The organism is Endozoicomonas acroporae (genome assembly GCF_002864045.1).
In the GTDB taxonomy this organism is placed as follows: Bacteria; Pseudomonadota; Gammaproteobacteria; order Pseudomonadales; family Endozoicomonadaceae; genus Endozoicomonas; species Endozoicomonas acroporae.
Window position 1 is genome coordinate 15,716 of the sequence record NZ_PJPV01000001.1, and the last position, 21,979, is coordinate 37,694.

Annotated in this window: 15 protein-coding genes; 8 read left to right on the forward strand and 7 right to left on the reverse strand. The window is 48.6% G+C overall.

Annotated elements, in window-relative coordinates:
* Nucleotides 1-130 precede the first annotated feature (130 nt).
* Nucleotides 131-1,666 carry a serpin family protein gene (locus CX664_RS00075; RefSeq protein ID WP_180966325.1) on the forward strand — a complete coding sequence of 512 codons (1,536 nt, stop codon included), beginning with the start codon at nt 131-133 and terminating at the stop codon, nt 1,664-1,666.
* 385 nt (nt 1,667-2,051) lie between these two features.
* A complete protein-coding gene (locus tag CX664_RS00080; RefSeq protein WP_101744747.1) occupies nt 2,052-4,073 on the forward strand; it encodes a serpin family protein in 2,022 nt (673 codons plus the stop codon).
* Nucleotides 4,074-4,138: 65 nt separating this feature from the next.
* On the opposite strand, the gene aceF is transcribed toward CX664_RS00080, so the two are convergent.
* The 3 genes from aceF to CX664_RS00095 all read right to left on the reverse strand — a co-directional run bounded on the left by aceF (nt 4,139) and on the right by CX664_RS00095 (nt 9,706).
* The gene (aceF, locus tag CX664_RS00085; RefSeq protein ID WP_101744748.1) at nt 4,139-5,758 is read right to left on the reverse strand and encodes a dihydrolipoyllysine-residue acetyltransferase; all 1,620 of its coding nucleotides are present in this window, start codon (nt 5,756-5,758) and stop codon (nt 4,139-4,141) included.
* Nucleotides 5,759-5,786: 28 nt separating this feature from the next.
* Complete coding sequence (gene aceE / locus CX664_RS00090; protein WP_101744749.1) at nt 5,787-8,444, reverse strand: pyruvate dehydrogenase (acetyl-transferring), homodimeric type; 2,658 nt, start codon at nt 8,442-8,444, stop codon at nt 5,787-5,789.
* A gap of 371 nt (nt 8,445-8,815) precedes the next feature.
* Nucleotides 8,816-9,706, reverse strand: coding sequence for a lysophospholipid acyltransferase family protein (locus CX664_RS00095; RefSeq protein WP_338063395.1), 891 nt, complete (start codon nt 9,704-9,706; stop codon nt 8,816-8,818).
* A gap of 106 nt (nt 9,707-9,812) precedes the next feature.
* Between CX664_RS00095 and CX664_RS00100 the strand changes: the two genes are divergently transcribed.
* Nucleotides 9,813-11,507, forward strand: coding sequence for a hypothetical protein (locus CX664_RS00100; protein WP_101744750.1), 1,695 nt, complete (start codon nt 9,813-9,815; stop codon nt 11,505-11,507).
* Between the two features lie 294 nt (nt 11,508-11,801).
* Nucleotides 11,802-14,780 (forward strand): bifunctional [glutamate--ammonia ligase]-adenylyl-L-tyrosine phosphorylase/[glutamate--ammonia-ligase] adenylyltransferase, encoded by a 2,979-nt coding sequence (gene glnE / locus CX664_RS00105; RefSeq protein ID WP_101744751.1) that lies wholly within the window; start codon nt 11,802-11,804, stop codon nt 14,778-14,780.
* A gap of 151 nt (nt 14,781-14,931) precedes the next feature.
* On the opposite strand, the gene CX664_RS00110 is transcribed toward glnE, so the two are convergent.
* Nucleotides 14,932-16,206, reverse strand: coding sequence for an MATH domain-containing protein (locus CX664_RS00110; protein ID WP_101744752.1), 1,275 nt, complete (start codon nt 16,204-16,206; stop codon nt 14,932-14,934).
* A 355-nt stretch (nt 16,207-16,561) separates the two neighbouring features.
* Between CX664_RS00110 and CX664_RS00115 the strand changes: the two genes are divergently transcribed.
* Nucleotides 16,562-17,503, forward strand: coding sequence for a branched-chain amino acid transaminase (locus CX664_RS00115; RefSeq protein ID WP_101744753.1), 942 nt, complete (start codon nt 16,562-16,564; stop codon nt 17,501-17,503).
* A 6-nt stretch (nt 17,504-17,509) separates the two neighbouring features.
* Here the strand turns inward: CX664_RS00115 and CX664_RS00120 are convergent, their stop codons facing one another.
* Together CX664_RS00120 and CX664_RS00125 are read right to left on the reverse strand one after the other, a co-directional pair.
* Nucleotides 17,510-17,914 carry a NirD/YgiW/YdeI family stress tolerance protein gene (locus CX664_RS00120; RefSeq protein ID WP_101744754.1) on the reverse strand — a complete coding sequence of 135 codons (405 nt, stop codon included), beginning with the start codon at nt 17,912-17,914 and terminating at the stop codon, nt 17,510-17,512.
* Between the two features lie 128 nt (nt 17,915-18,042).
* Nucleotides 18,043-19,443: a hypothetical protein gene (locus CX664_RS00125; protein WP_101744755.1), complete on the reverse strand. Its 1,401-nt coding sequence runs from the start codon at nt 19,441-19,443 to the stop codon at nt 18,043-18,045.
* A 71-nt stretch (nt 19,444-19,514) separates the two neighbouring features.
* Between CX664_RS00125 and CX664_RS26075 the strand changes: the two genes are divergently transcribed.
* Nucleotides 19,515-19,682, forward strand: coding sequence for a hypothetical protein (locus CX664_RS26075; protein ID WP_163388002.1), 168 nt, complete (start codon nt 19,515-19,517; stop codon nt 19,680-19,682).
* Complete coding sequence (locus CX664_RS00130; RefSeq protein WP_101744756.1) at nt 19,683-21,137, forward strand: aminoacyl-histidine dipeptidase; 1,455 nt, start codon at nt 19,683-19,685, stop codon at nt 21,135-21,137.
* 188 nt (nt 21,138-21,325) lie between these two features.
* On the opposite strand, the gene CX664_RS00135 is transcribed toward CX664_RS00130, so the two are convergent.
* On the reverse strand, nt 21,326-21,592 hold the full coding sequence (locus tag CX664_RS00135; RefSeq protein WP_145999728.1) for a hypothetical protein: 267 nt from the start codon (nt 21,590-21,592) through the stop codon (nt 21,326-21,328).
* 16 nt (nt 21,593-21,608) lie between these two features.
* On the opposite strand from CX664_RS00135, the gene CX664_RS00140 reads away from it, so the two are divergent.
* The coding region (locus tag CX664_RS00140) for a hypothetical protein (RefSeq protein WP_180966326.1) at nt 21,609-21,979 on the forward strand (371 nt) is incomplete at its 3' end.

Here is a 21,979-nt window from a genome sequence, read left to right on the forward strand (position 1 = left end):
ATCAAATGGAGAGAATATTATGGGACCGATATCGTCAGGCCCAACACGATCAGTGCCATTGGAGCCATTAACTCCCCCGGACACATCCTCCGGGAGCGTTTTATCGGCCTCTGATATTGTTGAAAAACTGATGGATACCGTATCGTTTGCGATCCTGAGTATTACCGACAAAAAAAGCAGGGTAGTGTCTTCTGCCAGCCTGGCACCGGTTCTGGGCATGGTTCTGGCCTGTATGAAAGATAACGCCAAGAAGGAATTACTCCTGAAAATCCCCCCGGGCTCGTTAACTGAAGAGCTGGAGATGGAAATCCATCAAAAGCTTGGTGAATTCAGCAAAGACCGCCCTTATGATGAAACTGGCAAGATCGTCTCTGCCGCTAACTTTGTTGGTACAGCCTCTGTTACCACGGATCAGTTTCTTGACCGGATACTGTCTGAATGTTATCAAACCCAAACGTTGGAAATTGATAAAGAGAACGTAGCGGACGCCGCAGATACTTTTGTTAAAGAGAAAACCAAAGGAAAAATTAAACAGTTGTTTGATGATCTTACTGAATATGAGCGGAACCAGATTTCATTGGTATTAGGTAATGTGATTGAAATCCGGGGTGTCTGGAGGGAAGCTTTTCCCCTGAATAGTGAGGAGGTTTCGCGCCATTTTCTGTGCGCAGATGGAACTATTAAAAACGTCAGGAAGATGCGTACAAAAGAAAATTTACACTTTGCTGGTAATGCAATGTTTACGGCCATTGCCAAAGATTTCCGATCGGAAAATGGGGAAGATCTTAAATTGGTCGCGATAACACCGAACAAGACCAGTGCGACAGCGATTAACAAACTTGATTCTGAAACCATTAACCATCTGATTGGCAATTTGGATGAAAATAAAACGGAGATTACGCTGGATCTTCCCATGATAGAAGTTAAGCAAGGTGGTGATACTGAACTACTGGAAAAAATTACAGATGCCCTGGGAACATCCATAACCGCTCAGGATTTGTCCAGGTTAAACCCATTACCCATTTATAAACTGCGGATGTTGCAGAAAATCAAAGTATCCGTTGACGAACAGGGTGCTCACAGCGCAATTGCCACTGCTGCAACAGCGGCTTCAAGGGGGGGCGAAAACACCTTTAATATTGACTGCCCCAGCTATATAGCCATTGTAGGCAGCAAAGGTAATCGGTTGCTTGAGATGGTCATTAAGGATGACAGCTTTTTGGTGCCTGATGGTTCGCCTGTGATCATTATCCCTAAAGGCCGGAAAGATGTTGATCCGTGGCATGATGATCAGTCGGATGATGATCTGTGGGATGATGATATGTCGGATGATGAAGCTACTCCCTCCACATTAACCAGTTTATCTCCTTCTAAACATTTTCAAACTGTTGATGATGTGAGCACATTAATACAACATGGGCTTAACCCGAGTGGGGAGCTGAATATTTCCAGCGTTAATTTATTTGATGATTATGTCTTAACTATCAATGTTGATACTGTGGATACCGCAAATAAGGTTAGACAAAAAGTATTTGAATTAATTGATGAAGAAGAACATAAAAACTTTGTTAACGTTTGGGAGAGATTAGAACCTGTTAAAGTAAAGGTTACATTCAAGGCTTGGAAAGCACTGCATGATAAGTTACTTCGTGATGATAATAAATAAATACAATGCAAAACCGGAGATTAATCACCTCCGGATTTATTAACAAAAGTCTCAAAGAAGCCATTGCCGATATCGGTCAACAATTCACCCTGCATGCAATTTGCGATTGGTATGCTCAGCTTGTGCATGTGGTGCTGGTGCAGGGCTCTAGGGACCGAGAATAGACTAAAGATTGTGACCGTCCAGGGAACTGTTTTCCACACAAAATGTCTAAATGATATCCAGGTTGGCAACGCAGAATGTCCATTTATCAGATCAATACTGTAAATCAATACAGTTTCCCGTCGCTTGCAGCTGATTAACAAGACAATCCCTTGCCACAAAGCATGGAGGCAGCGTGTTTGTGCTCGCTAAATAATTTTTATCAAGCATTGGAGAGAATACTATGGATGCCACATCTTTTGACCCAGGGAAACCAGCGTTATTCCAGAGAACAAATCTGCCAGACACAGCGTCCCCGGCCACTTTATCGGCCTCTGATATTGTTAAAACAATGGTGGATAAATTATCCCTTGAACTCTTGGACATCAAAGGCAAAGAAAGTACGGTATTCTCTCCTGTCAGCCTGTATCAGGCTCTGGGCATGGCTCTGTTGAGTATGGCAGACGATACCATGGTGGCATCGGTTCTTGGAATCCCCCCAGGTTCCCTAACTCAAGAGCTGAAAGATGAAATCCATATAAAACTCGGTGAATGTGCTGTAAGACACTCTTACGATCAGATTCACGATCCTGAGTCTGGTCATTCAATTCTTACCACTAACTTTATTGGTTCTACCAATTGCTGCGATAATGAGCAGTATGAACAGTCACTGTCTAAATATTATAAAACCGAAAAGCTGGACAATAATAACAATAGCAAGAACCTTGCAGACACCATAGATTCTTTTGTTAATGATAAGACCGAAGGAGAAATTGAAAAGGTTTTTGATGATCTTACTGAATCTGAGCGGCAACAAGTTAAAGCAGCTTTAGGCAGTGTGATGAAATTCCAGGTTGACTGGGAGGAAAGTTTTTCTGAAGATGACACGGAACAGGGTCAATTTCAGTGTGCAGATGGAACTTTTATTAATAACGTCATGATGATGTGTAAAACTGAAAAGCTTCACGTGGCTACTGATAAAAACTTTGCTGCCATTGCCAAAGAATTCCGATCTGTGAATGGAGAAGATCTTAAATTGGTGGCGATAAAACCGCGCAAAAGCAGTGCAACAGCAATTAATAACCTGAATTCTGAAACGATTAATCATCTGATTGGCAAATTAAATGACCGTAAAATTGAGGTTAAGCTAAAACTACCCAAAATTGACATTGCGGGCAGTTGTGATACTGAGCTACTGGATAAAATTAATCAGGCATTAGGAATCTCCATACAAGCACAAGATTTATCAAGGTTAGGCATATCGCCGGATGATGAACTACAAATAATTCAGAAGATCAAAGCATCCGTCGATGAAAAGGGTGCCCGTGGTTCAATTGCCACTGCGGCAGTAGATTTTAGTAGGTCATTATACACTCCTTGCTTTGATTTTAACTGCCCTGGCTACATTGCCATTGTGGACAGGGAAGGTAATCGGTTACTTGAGTTGGTCATTAAAGATGGCAGATTTTTGGTCCTTGATGGTCCACCTATGATCACAGCCGCTGAAAACTGTAACTCTTATAATCAGACATTTTTTAAAATAGATGATTTATCTGATGACGAAGATTCTTATGTATCTGATGACGAAGATAATACACCTGATAATAAATGGTCCGAATACCAAGGGTTAGCCACTCAAGTTTTGTCGACATATGATACAGTTTTACCTCTGCTTGGTAATGAAATCGAATTATCAGATATCAAAGACTATGAAACTAGATTGTTACCACAAGACAATATGCAGTTACAAAAAGACCTGAAAACCAGTATTGAAGCCCCTACAGCCTCTGTAGCTTCTCAAAAGGTACTGGAAAAAGCAGAACCAGCCTCGCAGCAGCCTAGTGTTTCCGGGGAACAAAGTCCTGTAAAAACGCCTTCACCAGCAAAAAATGAGAAGTTACCAGCGTCTGCAATAGATAACTCTTCAAAGCATTTATCTACTGGTCGCACACCCTCTACAATAGATGAGTTTTCAAATCTTTTATCTGCCAACCCTCTTAAAACTTTTGATGTGAGTACTTTAATAAAAAATAATTTCAAACCGAATGAGGATTTCAATATTAAAAGCGCTGAGGCAGGTAGATCCTCGTTAACAATCAAGGTTAAACATGAGAACGACGCCATTAAGGTTCAAAAAAGAATATTAGAATCAATTGGAGAAGAACATAGTCGTAATGTTAAGATTTGGGAAAATTTTGATCCTGTCCACATAGAGGTTATATTTGGTGCCTGGAAAGCACTCCAGAAGTATTTATCCTCTTCATAACTTCAAAGAAATACAATGCGGAATCCGGAGATTAATCACCTCCGGATTTTTTATTAACCAAAGTCTCAAAGAAGCAGCTTGCGAATATCAGCCAACAATTCACCCAGCATTGTCGTGAAACGTGCTGCATCCGCGCCGTTGATGGCTCTGTGATCATAAGACAGTGACAACGGTAACATCAGCTTCGGATCGAAGTCCTGGCCATTCCACACGGGCTTCATGGCGGCCCTGGACAGACCAAGAATGGCGACTTCCGGCGCATTGACGATCGGAGTAAACGCCGTGCCACCGACAGAACCCAGGCTGGAGATGGTAAAGCAGCCACCCTGCATTTCATCAGGCTTCAGCTTCTTGTCACGGGCCTTACCGGCCAGCTCAATACATTCAGCCGACAGTTCCCACAGGCTCTTCTGATCGACGTTTCTGATCACCGGCACCAGCAGACCGTCTGGCGTATCAACCGCGACTCCAATGTTGATGTACTTCTTGTAGATCAGCGTTTCACCATCAGGGCTCAGGGAAGCGCAGAACTGTGGCAGCTCTTTCAACACGTAAGCAACGGCTTTCAGAATAAACGGCAGTGGTGTCAGTTTGGTACCACGGGCCTCGGCCATGGCTTTCTGAGCCTTGCGGAACGCTTCCAGTTCAGTAATGTCACACTCATCAAACTGGGTAACGTGTGGCACATTCAGCCAGGAACGCTGGAAGTTCTGAGCCGCCACTTTGCGCAGGCGATTCAGGGCAACCTTCTCGATGTCACCCCACTTGCTGAAGTCGATCTCTGGCATGGCTGGAATACCCAGACCAGTAGAAGCACCTTGTCCTGAAAGTACCTTCTCACTGAGGCGCATCTTCACGTACTTCTGTACGTCTTCTTTCAGAATGCGACGACGTGGACCACTGCCGGTCACTTCAGCAAGATCAACACCGAACTCACGGGCCAGTTTGCGCACCGCAGGACCTGCATGGAATTTGCGGTTGGTACGCTCAAGTTCCACAGGGTGCGCTTCTGCATGTGGGGGTGGTGCTGATGGTGCGCGGGATGGAGCCTCCTGCTGCGGTGGCACAGTGGCAGGTGCAGCGGCTGCAGGCGCTGGCTGGCTGACAACCGATGCTGCTGCGCCACCAGACACTTCAACATCAATCACCAGATCACCTTGACTCAGGGCGTCACCTTCCTTGACGTGAATGGCAGTCACCACCCCTGCTACCGGGGAAGGCACTTCCATGGTCGCTTTGTCAGACTCCAGAACAATCAATGAGTCTTCCAGGGCAACGGTGTCCCCAACCTTCACACTTACCTCAATAACCGGCACATTTTCAGCACCGATATCGGGTACATGCACCGACTCAGTCCGGGAGCCACCAGCCGCTTCAACCAGCGGGGCTGCCACCACGGGGGCTTCTTCTGGCTGCCCACTGTCCGCTGTGGGCTCGACAACCTCAGATGCTGCTGCAGCCATCTTAATCATCGGAGCACCTTCGCTGACATTGTCACCCATATTAAGCAGCACTTCTGTCACCATGCCATCCCGTGGTGCCGGGACTTCCATGGTGGCCTTGTCAGACTCCAGAACAACCAGGGAGTCTTCGGCCGATACCGTATCACCGGGCTGGACGCAGATTTCGATGACTTCTGCCTCACCACTGCCGATATCCGGAACTTTGATGATTTCGTCACTCATTCCTCATACCTTCTCTTCAGTTCCGGACTCAGCAATACAGAGGGTTAGCTCTGGACGGGTCAATATCAAACTTCCTGATGGCCTCGCTGACCACGGACGCTTCCAGCTCACCTTCCTGAACCAGCGCATACAGGGCAGCCACCACGATGAAGTAACGGTCTACCTCGAAGAAACGACGCAGCTGTTCACGGGTGTCAGAGCGACCAAATCCATCGGTACCCAGCGAAACAAAGGTTGTCGGCACAAACTCACGGATCTGGTTGGCGTACTGGCTCATATAGTCAGTTGCGGCGATAACCGGACCTTTACGGCCAGACAGCTGCTGTTCAACCCAGCTGACTTGCTTATCAGCTTCAGGGTTCAGCATGTTGTAACGTCTGGCGTTCTGACCATCCCGGGCCAGCTCGTTAAAGCTGGTTGCGCTCCAGATATCCGATTCAACGTTGAATTCATCACGCAGAATACCGGCAGCTGCACGCACTTCCTCAAGGATAGTGCCACAACCCATCAGCTGGACCTTAAGCCCCTGGTTACGGGAATTTTCTTCCAGGTTGTAAAGCCCCTTGATGATACCTTCGATCACTTCAGGGCCTTCCGGCAGCGCTGGCTGACGGTAGTTTTCATTCATGGCGGTGATGTAGTACCAGACATTGTCACCGTTGCCATACATACGTTGCAGACCGTTCTGGATAATCACCGCCATCTCATAGCCATAGGTTGGGTCATAGCTTATGCAGTTCGGTACGGTGGATGCCAGAATATGGCTGTGGCCGTCCTGATGTTGCAGACCTTCACCGTTCAGCGTGGTACGACCCGCAGTAGCACCAATCAGGAAGCCACGGGCCTGGATATCACCCGCTGCCCAGGCCAGATCGCCAGTGCGCTGGAAACCAAACATGGAGTAGAACGCGTAGAACGGAATCATCGGCACGTTGTTGCTGCTGTAGGAGGTCGCCGCAGCAATCCAGGCGGCGTGGGCACCCGCTTCGTTAATACCCGCTTCGAGAATCTGCCCCTGTCTGGATTCTTTGTAGAACATCACCTGGTCGGAATCTACCGGCTCATAGTTCTGGCCTTCCGCAGAGTAAATACCCAGCTGGCGGAACATACCTTCCATACCAAAGGTACGGGCTTCATCCGGAATGATCGGCACAATGTGCTTGCCCAGGCTCTTGTCTTTGGCCAGCGCACCCAGAATGCGTACGTAAGCCATGGTGGTGGAGATTTCCCGTTCGCCACTGCCTTTGGTCACCGCTTCAAAAGCCTCAAGGCCCGGAATTTCGAGTTTAACGTCGGTTTCTACGCGGCGTTGGGGAATAAAGCCGCCCAGCTTTTCACGACGCTTGCGCATGTACTTCATTTCCGGGCTGTCAGCGTCGGGTTTGAAGTACGGCAGGGTCTCAATGTCTTCGTCTTTGATCGGCAGGTCAAAGCGGTCACGGAAGTGCTTCAGGTCATCGACCGGCAGCTTCTTGACGTTGTGGCTGACGTTGGCCGCTTCACCGGTGGTACCGGTACCGTAGCCCTTAACCGTCTTGGCAAGAATGACGGTAGGCTGGCCGTTATGGTTAACCGCCTCGTGGTAGGCCGCGAAGACTTTGTAGGGGTCATGGCCACCACGGTTCAGACGCCAGATATCATCATCCGACAGGTGCTCAACCAGCTTCAGCGCTTCCGGGTCACGGCCAAAGAAGTGCTCACGGGTCCAGGCACCGCCTTTTGCCTTACAGTTCTGGTAATCACCGTCAACGGCCTTGTCCATCACTTCCTGCAGCTTGCCATGCTTGTCCTGGGCCAGCAGCGGGTCCCAGTGACGGCCCCAGACGACCTTGATAACGTTCCAGCCAGCCCCCCGGAAGATGCCTTCCAGCTCCTGAATGATCTTGCCGTTACCACGGACCGGACCATCCAGACGTTGCAGGTTACAGTTGACCACGAAGATCAGGTTATCCAGCTTCTCACGACCGGCCAGGGAGATGGCACCGAGAGATTCCGGCTCATCCATCTCACCATCCCCGAGGAATGCCCAGACCTTACGGTTTTGATCCTGGGACATGCCACGGTTAATCAGGTACTTCATGAAGTGAGCCTGATAGATCGCCTGCAGAGGGCCAAGGCCCATGGATACGGTCGGGAACTGCCAGAAGTCAGGCATCAGTTTGGGGTGAGGGTAGGAGGAAAGACCATTGCCATCTACTTCCTGACGGAAATTATCCAGCTGGCCCTCGTCCAGACGACCTTCCAGAAAAGCCCGGGAGTAAATACCGGGCGCGACGTGCCCCTGGTAATAAATCAGATCGCCTTCACGGTCACTGCCCTGGCCGTGGAAGAAGTAGTTATACCCGATGTCGTACAGAGTGGCACTGGAGGCAAAGGAAGAGATATGTCCACCCAGGCTGCTGTCCTTCTTGTTGGCGCGCATCACCATAGCCAGCGCATTCCAGCGGACCAGGGAGCGAATACGACGCTCCATAAACAGGTCGCCGGGCATACGGGCTTCTTTTTCCGGTGGTATCGTATTGCGATACGGCGTGGTAATAGCGTAGGGCAGCTGCGTACCTTTGGCACGAGCATGCTGGGAAAGCCGGGTCAGCAGAAAATGAGCACGGTCTTCACCTTCCTGCTCCAGGACGGAATCCAGTGCTTCCAGCCATTCCCTGGTTTCTATTGGGTCGATATCATGCATACAAATCGGCTCCGGGATCGATACTGCTAAAACAAACTTTGTGATCGTTATTGTTAATGGTTGATTACTTGCAACATCAAGCATACGAACAAGTTTCGTCTAACAGCCAAAGCTTTAAAAAAAATTGATACTAATCAAATGCAATATAACTACAAGATAAGCAATTCCCGCAATGAGTACCAGTACTTACATGTATTTTTATTGCAAAAAGTATTGATTTTTATAGAAAAACTTCACAACAGAGACAACAAAAACAAACACTTTTACTCACAATCTATCAACCATGGATTTTATTGGCTAAAAACCGAACTGTCTCGGGGTCTGCCAACAGAAATTTGGGTATCGTTTAATAGCTGATGTCATCAGACACACTATTCATCACTTTTCCGGCTTCGTTTCCAGCGACGATGACTCCAGAGGAACGTTTCCGGCTGTTCATAGATCGCGGCCTGTGCAGCACTGACATAAGCATCAATAACCGGATGGTGATTTTTGTCTTTGGTTTTTTCATAAGGGGGCAGAGCCAGCGCTTTAAATTCAAGTTCATAGTAGCCGCGTTTTAGTCGTCGACACTGGGCAAAAAAGACCGGGTATTGGGTCAGTAAGGCAATTTTTTCCGCTCCAAGGTAAAAAGGTGCTTCTTTATTGAGATAAGGGACCCAGTAACTGCGCTCTCCTTCTGCCGGCGTCTGATCAGCGAGCATCACAAACAGCCGGAAACCATTTTTGCCCTTAAGAATGTCCCGCCCGGCCTGTTTCATTGGAATGGGGCGGGAATGAAAGCGGCTGCGAATCTCATGGATAAACTGATTCCAGCCTTTGTGGTGCAAAGGCTTGTAAACCGGATCAATAGGCACACCAAGGTGTTGTGACACGCTATGGAGCATCCACTCCCAATTACCCTGATGGATGGTTAACACAATGATTGGCCTGGACCTTTCCCGGGATGCCGCCTCCAAGGCATCAGCGCCAACAATTGAGCAGCGTTCTTTAAACGCTTCTGCGCTCATGCTGTGCGCCTTGATCACTTCAAAGGCAAGGTCCGACAGATGCCGGTAAAACTGTCTGGCCACATCAGCAATATACGCCTCCCTTTTTTCCGGAAAAGCCTGCCGCAAATTCTTGTGCACAGTTCCTGTTCGATATTTGGAGAGATAAAAGGCGAACAAATAAAAAAAATAGGAAATAATATAGATCACCTTAAAAGGAAGTCGGGAAATCAACTTGGCAAACAACAAAACGGGCTCGTCCCTCTGAAACAAAAATGACCACTAAAAATAATAAACCTGAATATTATGAACTTTTCAAATTAAATATAATCAAATCCGCCCTATCTATTAAATTAATGAGATTATAAAACGTGTAAGTATGGATAGTATTTCACTGTTAGAAACACCGATGTTTAAATCGGCATTAGAGTCTAATAAAAAAGTAACTCAACCGGTACGTCATAATAATAAAGAAATTTCTATTGGGGGAGTTCGTCATACCTCTGCCCATCGTGCCGGTTACAGGTCAGTGGAAGAGATCCCCCTGGGCGAACGATCGATCAGTGATCCGGGCCCCATTCTTGTCAAGTGCAATAACAATGTATTTTGGGACTTATCGCGTATTGACCTTAAATCGTTGCTCCTTCCGGGAACCTTTTTCACCGACCAGTCAAAACATATTGTCGGTTTGCAACTTGCCCGGCATATTGCCGAGATTTTTTCTCACGGCACAACCATGAAAGAGAAAAACATAGAAGCACTCAATATCTGTCAACAAGATCAATACAAGTTCTGCAAACTTAAACTGTTCGATTACCCTGCTCAATGTGTTTTTTTCGATCTGGTCGGCAGTAAACTCAGGCATTTGCTGCCTGAAGATCTGGTTACAGAGCTGGACGCAAAACAGCTTCAGGACTACTTACTGGTAAAAGAAGGTTTTATTAATCTTGAACTGACCACAGAGCAAAAAGCAAACATTGAAAAGCAAGTCAAAGTCAGTGCCGTAGAGGATGCTGAGACCGTATGCAACGCACAGAAATATCGATATTCTCATCCCGATGGCATGAAGGGGGAAATTTTTGTCAAAGCCACAGCCCCTAAAATCCGGGGCGCCTTATCTAACGTTCTGGGAGAACTGGCCCGGGGAGGTCTGCAATTGCAAGATGCCCCGGAGTTTATTGGCTATGTCCCTGCAGAAATCGCCAATTCTCTGATAAACGAATCAGGTTTTACCGACAGCACCTGGTCAGGCAACTTTCTGCACGGTAGATACTCTCATTTACTGGCACTGGCATTTCTCAGCAGAGAAGCCGGTCTGACGGTAACAACACTGAAAGCCGTGGTGGCCCATGGCCTTTGGGACGATCTGTTAGACCAAAGCCCATACGCAAAAATAGATATTCAACAATTGGAGGATCATGAATACCTGATTCATGATAGAAATCCATTCACCGTGCCATTCAGCCCTTTCGCATTTCAGGAAATGCTTTGCACTGGCCAGGTTTCTTCTACCCTGCGGCAGATGGCAACGTTAATTGCAGGACTCTCAGCTGGAGAACAGGCCATGCTCACCACCGCGTTTCAGGAGAAGGTTACTCCTGAAAGACTCTTGACGATGGCTCAAAATATCCAACTGCTGGAGCACGTTACTGCCCTGGAGCACCATAACGACATATTTGAAATCAAACAGTATTTTAACATGCCAACCGTGGGACTGGTTCCCCTGGAGATTCTGGAACTAGGCAGCGGGTGGACACTGGGACAATTCACAGCGTTCGGGCAATCCCATGAACTCTCGGTATTTGCCGCAAAAAAAGCATTCAAACGGGGCGATAAAGTTGTTTCCGTCACAACGCATTACGACAGCCCACTTTATCGACTGGTTGGCTACGCACCTGTTTATCAGCAGGAAATCAAGAAGCTTAAAGACTTTGATATACAACCGGCTTTTACCAGCTATGTTGCCTGGCCAGCAAAAAACCACCCCTGCAACCGCTTAAGACTTACCGAGGCTCCTAGGAGGCTGACCGAGAATAGACTGCCCTACGCGGCAACTGCTCCTGCGTTGCTCTAGCTCCTGCATCCATGCAGTCGTGCGGTGGCAGCAAATTGGTCTAAAAAGTCGGAAATTTTTAGCAAATAGAACCACTATTCACTAAAAAATTCCGACTTTTTATCCTCAATTTTCTGCCATCCTCGCTACGGGCGCTATTCTCGGTCAGCCTCCTGGCAATAACGTTTGAGGGTCTGATCCGGGCAGCGTTGAAAACGGGTAAGTAGCTGGTGATTTCATTGGATCAGCTACTTATATGGCTATAGTCATCCCATTCTCATAAAATGGCACCAGTAACCAGAAGAGAGCGGGTTTATGGAGTCACTCAGGGCACAACTCAGTCAACAATTAACTGCCTGCGGGTCACCTGACACTACTACGGAAATTCTTCCAGCAGAAATCAGGAACGTGGTCACTGCTCACTGGCAACAGTTTGTGGATAACAACCCGTCATTTACTTTTCCTGGTAGCCTTTTTCCTGACCAGAGCGATCAACTGAGTCCCGGGCTGATGGATCAGCTGATCCATTGCTGGGCAGGCAGTGACTTTGCCGCGCAGCAGTGCATTCGTCACCCTCAGTGGCTTGCCAGCATTCTGGAAAACCATGACAAACTCCCTGATTTAGCCCGAACCCACCCGGAACGTTTGCAAACAGCACTGGCAGCGGTTGAAAATGAGCAGGACCTGATCAAGGCTCTCAGACTTTACCGCAACCGGGAAATGCTGCGGATTATCTGGCTCGACCTGAATCGTCGGGTCAGCATGCCGGAAACCACAGCGGATATGTCGGCCCTGGCGGATGCCTGCATTGACAGCGCACTCAACTGGCTTTACCAGGACAGCTGCCAGAGCATGGGAACGCCCTACGGCACCAACATCCCGGGGGAAGAGCCGGTTCCCCAGAACATGGTAGTACTGGGTATGGGCAAACTGGGAGCCAGAGACCTTAACCTCTCTTCAGACATCGACCTGATGTTCACCTACCCCTGCCAGGGAGAAACCCGTGGCAGCAAAAAGGTCATTACCAATCAGGAGTTTTTTATCCGCCTTGGCCAGCGACTGATCAAGGTGCTGGATTGTCAAAGTGCCGATGGTTTTGTGTTCCGGGTTGATATGCGACTGCGGCCTTATGGTTCCAGCGGAGCCCTGGCCATGTGTTTTGCGGCGATGGAGCAGTATTATCAGGATCAGGGCCGGGACTGGGAACGTTACGCCATGCTCAAGGCCCGGGTGGTTGCCGGCAACATGCCCGAAGGCGAGCTGCTGCTCAGCCAGCTGCGTCCTTTTGTTTATCGTCGCTACATTGATTTTGGCTCCATCAGCGCCCTGCGGGAAATGAAGCAGCTGATCCGCCGGGAAGTGAAACGCAAAGGCATGAAGAGCAATATCAAGCTTGGGCCGGGTGGCATTCGTGAAATTGAGTTCATCATTCAGTCTTTCCAGTTAATACATGGCGGGCGTGACCGCAGTCTTCAGGAGCGCAACCTGCTGACGGTTCTATCAATACTGCAGAGCAAACACTATTTTTCGCCTGACGAAGCCAATGAGCTGAAAGCCGCTTATACCTTCCTTCGTAACCTTGAACATGCCATTCAGGCCATTGCCGACCGGCAGACTCAGGATCTGCCAAAAAACCCGAAAGCTCAGGCACGGGTCGCCTTCAGCATGGGGCAAAAAGACTGGTCCGGATTACTGGACACGCTGGAAGACCACCGTCACCGGGTCACCACGCACTTTGATGCGGTTATTGCTGATCCTGAAACCACCAATACCAAAGATAATCATAGTGACCAGTGGCAAGCACTCTGGCTTGGTCAACTGAGCGAGGAAGAAGAACAGCAGCTGATGGCCCGGGAGGGCTATAACAATGTCGATGCCTCATGGCAGCGACTGATTTCCCTGCGAGATGGCAAAGCCCTTACCCGGGTCAGAAGGCAGAGCCGTGACCGTCTGGATAAGTTCATCCCACTGTTGCTGAGAGTGGCCGCCAACGCCACTGAACCTGATACTTTTTTACTGCGAATTCTTCCGCTGATTGAGGCAGTGCTGCGTCGAACCGCTTACCTGGTTCTGCTGATCGAGAACCCTGCCGCCCTGGAGCACCTTGGCAAACTCTGTATTGCCAGCCCATGGATTGCTGAACAGATTGCCCGATTCCCAGCACTTCTCGATGAGTTCCTCAATCTTGGCGACCTCTATAATCCACCGGAAAAAGAAGCATTGGCCGACGAGCTGCGCCAACAGCTCGCCCATATTCCGGAAGATGATCTTGAGAACCAGATGGAAGTTCTGCGCCACTTCAAAATGGCCCATGTCTTACGAGTAACGGCTGCCCAGGTGTCCGGCACCCTGCCGTTGATGAAAGAGAGTGACTACCTGACCTGGATTGCTGAAGTGATTCTTGATGCCGTTCTGGCCATTGCCTGGCGCAACCTGGTCGAAAAATATGGAATGCCCCGGGATGCTGACGGCAACCTCTGTGATCCCGGCTTCATTATTGTTGGTTACGGCAAGCTGGGCGGTATTGAGTTAGGCCCCGGCTCTGATCTTGACCTGGTCTTCATCCATAATGGTGGTACCAATAAAGAGACCAATGGCCCCAGGGCCATTGACAGCACCACGTTCTATACCCGCCTGGGTCAGCGAATCATCCATATTCTGACCACGCAGACACCCTCGGGTATTCTTTATGATGCGGACATGAGACTGCGCCCATCCGGTTCCAAGGGATTGCTGGTCAACTCCTTCACTTACTTTGAGAAGTACCAGAAAGAGGAAGCATGGACCTGGGAACACCAGGCCCTGGTGCGTGCCCGTGTGATTACCGGTGACCCAACGCTTGCACAGAAGTTTGCAGACCTCAGATCAGCGATTCTCAGCCAGCAACGGGATGTTAACAAACTCCGTGATGATGTTGTGGATATGCGCCAGAAAATGCGGGAACACCTGAGGACAACATCATCTTCAGTCAATAGCGGTGAAGTCTTCCATTTAAAACATGACCCGGGCGGCATCGTTGATATTGAGTTTCTGATGCAGTTTGCCGTTCTGCGCTACTCCAGCCAGTACCCTTCGCTGTTGAAGTGGACCGACAATGTGCGGATCTCTGAAGAACTGGAGCTTGCTGGCCTGTTGAAACATGACGACGCCCATCAGCTTCGGGAGGCTTATAAAACCTTCCGGTTCAGTATTCATCAAAAAGCATTACAAAACGAGGTACCTGAAGTAGACAATACCTCTGGCAACTATTTGCGTCAGGCTGTTATGACTATCTGGGCAGACTGTATGACATGAGCAGGAATCAACCGACGGTTAATTGATTATTTGCAAACTCTCGTGGCGGCCGCCATGTGGATGGCCGCCCCGTGGAGCACTTTATGCGTTCCTGTCTTTATCCCCGCCCGCGCAAGCCGAAAATGAGGGTGGTGAGGAATTTAGCCAACTCCTAACTGCCACTGGCCTTCTCACCGACGTTGACCCTGATAAATAGACTGCCACCCGGAAGCATGTGTGTAAGATCATCGATTGCCATAAATTTATCGCAACCAATACCTCTATTCATGCTCTCCGGTTTTTGGAAGCTTGGGATCGTCCGGTCGGGTTCAGATCTATTTACTCCCAAAACTTCTTTTCCTTCCCCAACTATCTCAAAGGATAAAGTTTGATCGAATGGCCAAGTCAGAATTTCGTCATACATGCCTTTCATAATTGATATAAACAGACTGATGTGGGTGCCTTTTCCCTTACCATCGCCATAAGGAAATATTGTTGCCTTCATCCTGTATCCTTCCGGTGCCGAATAGAAAACCGGACTGTCAAACGATGTTTCTATGTCGATACTTGCCTTGTCTATGGCTTCCCTGAAGTTGTCTATTCTCCATAAAAACGTTCCATCCGTGCGCTGTTCCTGCAATTCCTTTATTTGAATTTTAGAATCAGCGCAGGTTACAGAGAGGTTTCCTACACTGCTTTGCAGTTGTTCTATCGTTTTGTTCAGTTGAATGATTTGCTCAGCCTGCTCCTCGTTTGTCTTTTGCAGATGTTCAAGGATTTTCATGCCCGACATTAACTGCATCTGAACCATACTTTGTTCATCCCCGGATCCAGCTGCCCTCTCTGGGAGGTTGTCAAATGTCATCAAATCCTCTGTTGGATAGAGTCCCTGGGGTGCAACTGCCGGGGGAGGAAAGCACCCATGATGTTCGCCATGATAATGGTCAGGCAAATAGCTTAACTCCACGGCCTGACGACATTCATCACCATTATGGTCCTTCGCACAATATACTATGACGCGCCGGGAAAGGGCGGTCAGTTCTCCATGCTCTTCATACTTCTTGTAATTAATAGGATCTGCCTTTATAAAACACTGTAGGTCAGATGCTAAAGTATACCCCTTCAGTGAATTGATTATTGATGCGTCTTTTGGTCGCACATCAAGGATGGCGCTGTTAACGATCTCCCTGTGATTCAAAGGCCTGCCTTCCATGATATGTCTATTACCCTCCGAACATTCGCCACAGTACATTCTGCTCTCAATTTCATTCAAATCCTCAGGTTTACATCGAAACAATGCTCCGCTGGTTGTTCTGAATACTTTACCGGACAAGGCTTGCTGCCGATCCCGATCATAAATCAGTACCGGTTCCTGATGATCAACCTCCCCATATAGAGAAAGATCACTTCCGCCCGATAAGCAACCGAAAGAATTACCCAGGTTCATTAGCAATAGCTCCTGTTTAAATTTTTGATTCAGCAACCAGTAGATACATCAGTCAAGAGACCCCAACTCAAAGGCAAGTGTCAAATGGCCTCAAATTTTGATGAACCATCAAAGTACTTTTTGACCATAAATTACTCGATCGGTTCAATTAGAAATGGCTTAATCGTTAGAATATTCTGAAAAGATCTGAAACCTGCGCAGCTGGTTCCGGTAAAATGATAACGCTTGAGAGTTTTGCAATCCCCTGCCGAGGAGCCTGTCTAACAATCACTCTTTGGCATCAGAGAAAAGTTGTGATCCAATAGTCACTTCAGACTCTTTCACCAACAAAATAATTTAGATCTGGAGTTTCCCGATGTCTTTCGCCGATCGTGATGGCGTTATCTGGTTAGATGGGAAGTTAGTTCCCTGGCGTGAAGCCAAAACCCATGTGCTGACCCACACCCTTCATTACGGGATGGGGGTTTTTGAAGGTGTCAGAGCCTATAACACGCCAGAAGGACCTGCCATTTTCCGTCTGAAGGAACACACCGACCGCCTGTTTCGCAGCGCCCACATCCTGAGAATGGAAATCCCCTTCAGCAAAGAAGAACTGAACGAAGCACAGAAGCTTGTCGTTCGTGAGAATGGGCTGGACGAAGCCTACCTGCGGCCAATGTGCTTCCTGGGCTCTGAGGGTATGGGGTTAAGAGCCGAGGGCCTTCAGGTTCACACCATGGTTGCTGCCTGGAACTGGCCTTCTTACATGTCGCCGGAGGCGCTTGAGCGTGGCATCAAAATTCGTACCTCTTCCTATACACGACACCATGTAAATATCACCATGTGCAAGGCCAAAGCCAACGGGAATTACATGAATTCCATGCTGGCACTGCGGGAAGCACTGGACAGTGGCTGTGAAGAAGCCCTGCTGCTGGATAACGAGGGTTATGTCGCTGAAGGCAGTGGTGAGAATGTCTTTATTGTGAAAGAAGATGGCATTCTCTATACCCCGGAACTGACTTCCTGCCTGGAAGGCATTACCCGGGACACCATCATCCGGTTTGCCCGGGAGCTTGGGCTGGAAGTCCGGGAAAAACGCATTACCCGTGATGAAGTATATATTGCCCGTGAAGCATTCTTTACCGGCACGGCTGCAGAAGTTATGCCTATTTGTGAACACGATGGGCGCAAGATTGGCTGCGGCAAGCGTGGCCCCGTGACGGAAAAGCTTCAGTCCATGTATTTTGATCAGGTCCGTGGCAAACGCAAAGAGAACCGTGAGTGGTTGAACCATTGCCAGGAGGCTGACCGAGAATAGACTGCCCTACTTGCTGATAATTCGCAGAGACTTTACGTCTATTTCAACGACGGATACCCGATCAACATCCACCTCACCAATAATCTCTACTTTGGTATTGGCTGTTACCGGTTGCGGTGGAAAGTCGTGATCATCAATATCCGCGATGATTTCACCGGTACCGTCGTTAAACAGGTAAGTCTCATGTTTAATTTTTCGGACCAGATTGCCCCTCAGGACGACCCGCCTGTCGTCCTGAGGATTCTTCAGGATAGCGGCGACGGTTGTCGTACCATCACCGGAGTCAGATACAGAACTAACCCCTGATCCGGGGCCGATATAAGCCCCTTCAGCAACAAACACCGTGAATGCCAGCAAGACAGCGGAAGACCATCTGACTGACTTCTGCACATAAACGTCGTAGAGTTTCATTATCGAGACATCCTGACAGTGACTTATATTTCAACTGGAATAATAGGAGAAAAAGTCGGTCTCGCCAGAGTTTTGCTGTCTCTATTGGGCGTCAAACAATGAGAGCACAACAGCAGGCAATCAACCACTTATTTTTTATCAATCCGATAAAGACCACAGACACCGACATGCTCCCCCAGGCTTTGAAATATCTCAGGAGGAAAGCCCGGTATCACCGGTATCATGGCTAGTCCCATTTTTGTTAATGCTTTGGAAGAGAACAGCAATTCCTGACCACCAGCCTCAGAAATGACCAGCAAATTCTTACCTCCCCGATCAAACCAGGACTTAATAACCCTGGGAAGAAATTCATCAGCGTCCACCCAGCGCCCGTTATCCATGAAAACGGGCTGCGGCGCATCAAGTACCAATGCTGATGAGTCCATGTTACCACCAGACAAAGCAAGTATTTTGGCAAACTTGTCGACGCTGACAAACACATCCGCTTTATTTACCCTGGTATAGGTTCTTTCCGGTGGATTGATATCAAAGCAGGTTGAGGGCATGCCTGCTTCAATCATACTTTTAGAAAAATAACCGGATCCCGCCATAGGGAAAAACAATCGGTCAATATTATTTGCTCTTAGATAATCGTTAAGACAGTTTGCTGAGGCTTGAGAAATGCTGGCATAAATACAGAGTTCAGCTTCACGGTAACGAGAGATCATCGATATCAATTCAATTAAACGAGTATCCGCAGGACCCCAATTACACCTTAGAACTACTTGTTCCTTGTGATGAGACAGCTCTTCCCCATAACCCGAGAGTTGACGAAGGTTCATGACATCAAGAGCAAACATAGGCTCAGGCTCAGGAAAGATCATATTGGTATAACGAATTACTGAAAGCGATTCCGTACACAGCTCTCCCTTTAATAGCTTTGACAAGTCCGTTAACTGGCTATAGAGAGCGTCCAGAATACCAACATTAAATAGCAAACTACGCTCATCAATATTACCGTTAATGCTTGAAAACTGATCACAATTATTGATCAGACCAAATGCCTGCTTTGCCAGGTCAGAGTGCTTTGATAAATGCTGAAGAAGAGAAATTGCAATCAATTTATTTGAAGCATGTTTACATTCAACCAATACTTGTAATTGTTCAAATAAAGATAATTTTTCACGATCTGAAGTGGCATCACACAGCTGCTTAATGAGGGCTGAATGGTCAGGATCCCTATTTAACCCTTCTGCAATAGGATGTTTGTGCAAATACTCCAACCGCAAGCCCGTATCGGCCGGTGAATAAGCAAAACCACCATCAGACGGCATAGAGACTGATCGGTTAACTACCGGAACATCACGGGGAGATGAGTCCAAAACCGTGGCAACATCCGTTTGTGACGTTGTCTCAGGTACTAATCCATCTGTCGTAACCCTGGTTTCACGATGATTGAATGAAACCTCCCCCAGAAGCTCTGTGACATCATCAACACTCTGATTGCTATCAAGTTGAACACCCGGTTGGGGCTTGGAGATTGCGTCCAAAATAACACATCCAGTCAATAACGTTTGTTGCACTTTTCAGACAGCTGTATTCCAGCATCGTTCCCTGAAAAATGGCAGACTCATCCGCACGCTTGCCTGTTGCCACCATTGACGACTGTTTTGCACAATATAAAGGTAGAAAACCCTCATTGATGTTTATTCCCGGCACCCTCACTATACGACTACTGCAAATAAATATTCCGACACAGCAGTCAATATTATTAGCCCTGGAGTCTTAAATGAGCGCTATCCACGAACTGCAGCCTCACGCGCTATGGCAGCACTTTTCCGCCATATGTGACATACCTCACCCTTCGTTCCATGAAGAACAGATTCGTGGGCATTTGATTGGCTTTGCCAAAGAGCACAATCTTGAGTGGCAGTCCGATGCGGCAGGCAATGTCATTATTCGCAAAAAGGCGACACCCGGTATGGAAAACCGTGCCGGTGTTATTCTTCAGGGCCATATGGATATGGTGCCTCAGAAAAATAACGATACCGTTCATGACTTCCCCACTGACCCGATTAAAGCCTATATCGATGGTGACTGGGTGACTGCCGAGGGCACAACACTCGGTGCCGATAACGGCATCGGTATGGCGGCAACACTGGCCGTATTAGCTGCCAAAGACCTGCAGCATGGTCCTGTTGAAGCGCTGTTCACCGCTACTGAAGAGACCGGGATGATCGGCGCTCAGGGGCTTGCGCAGGGTGTTCTGACCGGCAAGATCCTGCTCAACCTGGATACTGAAGATGAGGGCGAACTCTACATTGGCTGCGCCGGTGGTACCCGTGTCGAGATTAATGGGGATTACACGACTGAAGCCGCTCAGGATGGATTGACCTGCAAAACCCTGTCCATTGCCGGACTCAAAGGTGGCCATTCCGGGTGTGATATTCATCTGGGCAGGGGCAATGCCATCAAATTGCTGGTCCGTGTCCTCTGCCGTCTGGAGGCAGAAGGTGTGCGTATTGCCAGCCTGACCGGTGGTTCCCTGGCCAATGCCATTCCCCGTGAAGCATCTGCGGTCATTGCCATTCCTGAGTCATCACTGGAGGCTTGTGAGCAAATTATTGACCAGTGCAGCAAGGAGCTGACTGCCGAATTGGCGGTGGTGGAGCCCAACCTGACACTGACTCTGAGTGAGGCTGCGCCCGCTGCCGAACTGATGTCTCAGCGGGATCAGAACCGATGGGTAGCTGCGGTGAATGCCTGCCCAAATGGTGCCCAGAGAATGAGTGACGCCATTGCAGGCGTGGTAGAAACCTCTTTAAACCTGGGTGTTCTGACCATCAATGAAGGCAAGATCAAAGCCCATATCCTGCCAAGAAGTCTGGTGGGCAGCTGTAATGATGCCCTGAGTGATGCTGTCGCTGGTCTGTTCCGAATGCTGGATGCCGAAGTCATCTTCTCCGACAGCTACCCGGGTTGGAAACCAGATGCTGACTCTCAGATTCTGGCTATTATGAAACGGGTTTATACGGAGCTGTATGGTCAGGAACCCGGCGTACAAGTGGTTCATGCCGGTCTGGAATGTGGCCTGCTGGGCAGCAAGTACCCCGAGTGGGATATGATCTCCTTTGGCCCAACCATCCGCTTCCCGCACTCTCCGGATGAGAAAGTAAATATCAAGAGCGTTGCCAGGTTCTGGGATCTGCTGGTGGCTACCCTGAAAGCGGTTCCGGAAGCGTAATGCGATGGTTGCCCTATGTTTGTGACAGCGCCTAAGCGGAACAGATTGATGAACTCTGTAGAGGGAAAACAGGAAGAATCAGCAGCAGCCTGATCGTTCTGACATTCTGGTGCTATGAAAAGGCGACTGTTCGGTGACGGTCGCCTTTATTAAACGCTCCAATACAGGGGACTGTCTAAATAAATAAGTTACACACGTTTGTCCTGCTCCGTTACTCTGTCAGTCAGTACCTGGCTCATTTCATGGTCTGGTTTCTGTGTAGGAACTCTCTGCCTGTTCACTCGTTCCCTGGTTCCCTGAATACACTGTGATACCGAGTTGACCGCAGCGCTAGCCAGTTCTTTACCACGAGTCAGGGGTCTCATCGCCAGCTTCTTACCACGCAACCCGTGCCGGTAACCGGTAATCCATTGATAGGTTGAATAGCCGACAATGCCCAATCCGCTCGCTGCCACAAGGGTACCTGTGATAATGATCGCTGTAGCGGTTGTTGGCACTGTGGCAGCTGATAACGCCGCCGTTGTTGACTCTGAAGTGGCAGTTGACACTGAAGCGGTTGTTGACACTGTAGCGTCTGTTGACGCCGTAGCGGTTGCTGTGGCTGCTGCTGACGCCGCTGTTGACTCTGTAGTGGCAGTTGACGCCGAAGCGGTTGTTGACACTGTGGCTGTTGCTGACGCCGCTGTTGACTCTATAGTGGCAGTTGACGCCGAAGCGATTGTTGACACTGTGGCTGTTGCTGACGCCGCTGTTGACTCTATAGTGGCAGTTGACGCAGAAGCGGTTGTTGACACTGTGGCTGCTGCTGACGCCGCTGTTGACTCTATAGCGGCAGTTGACGC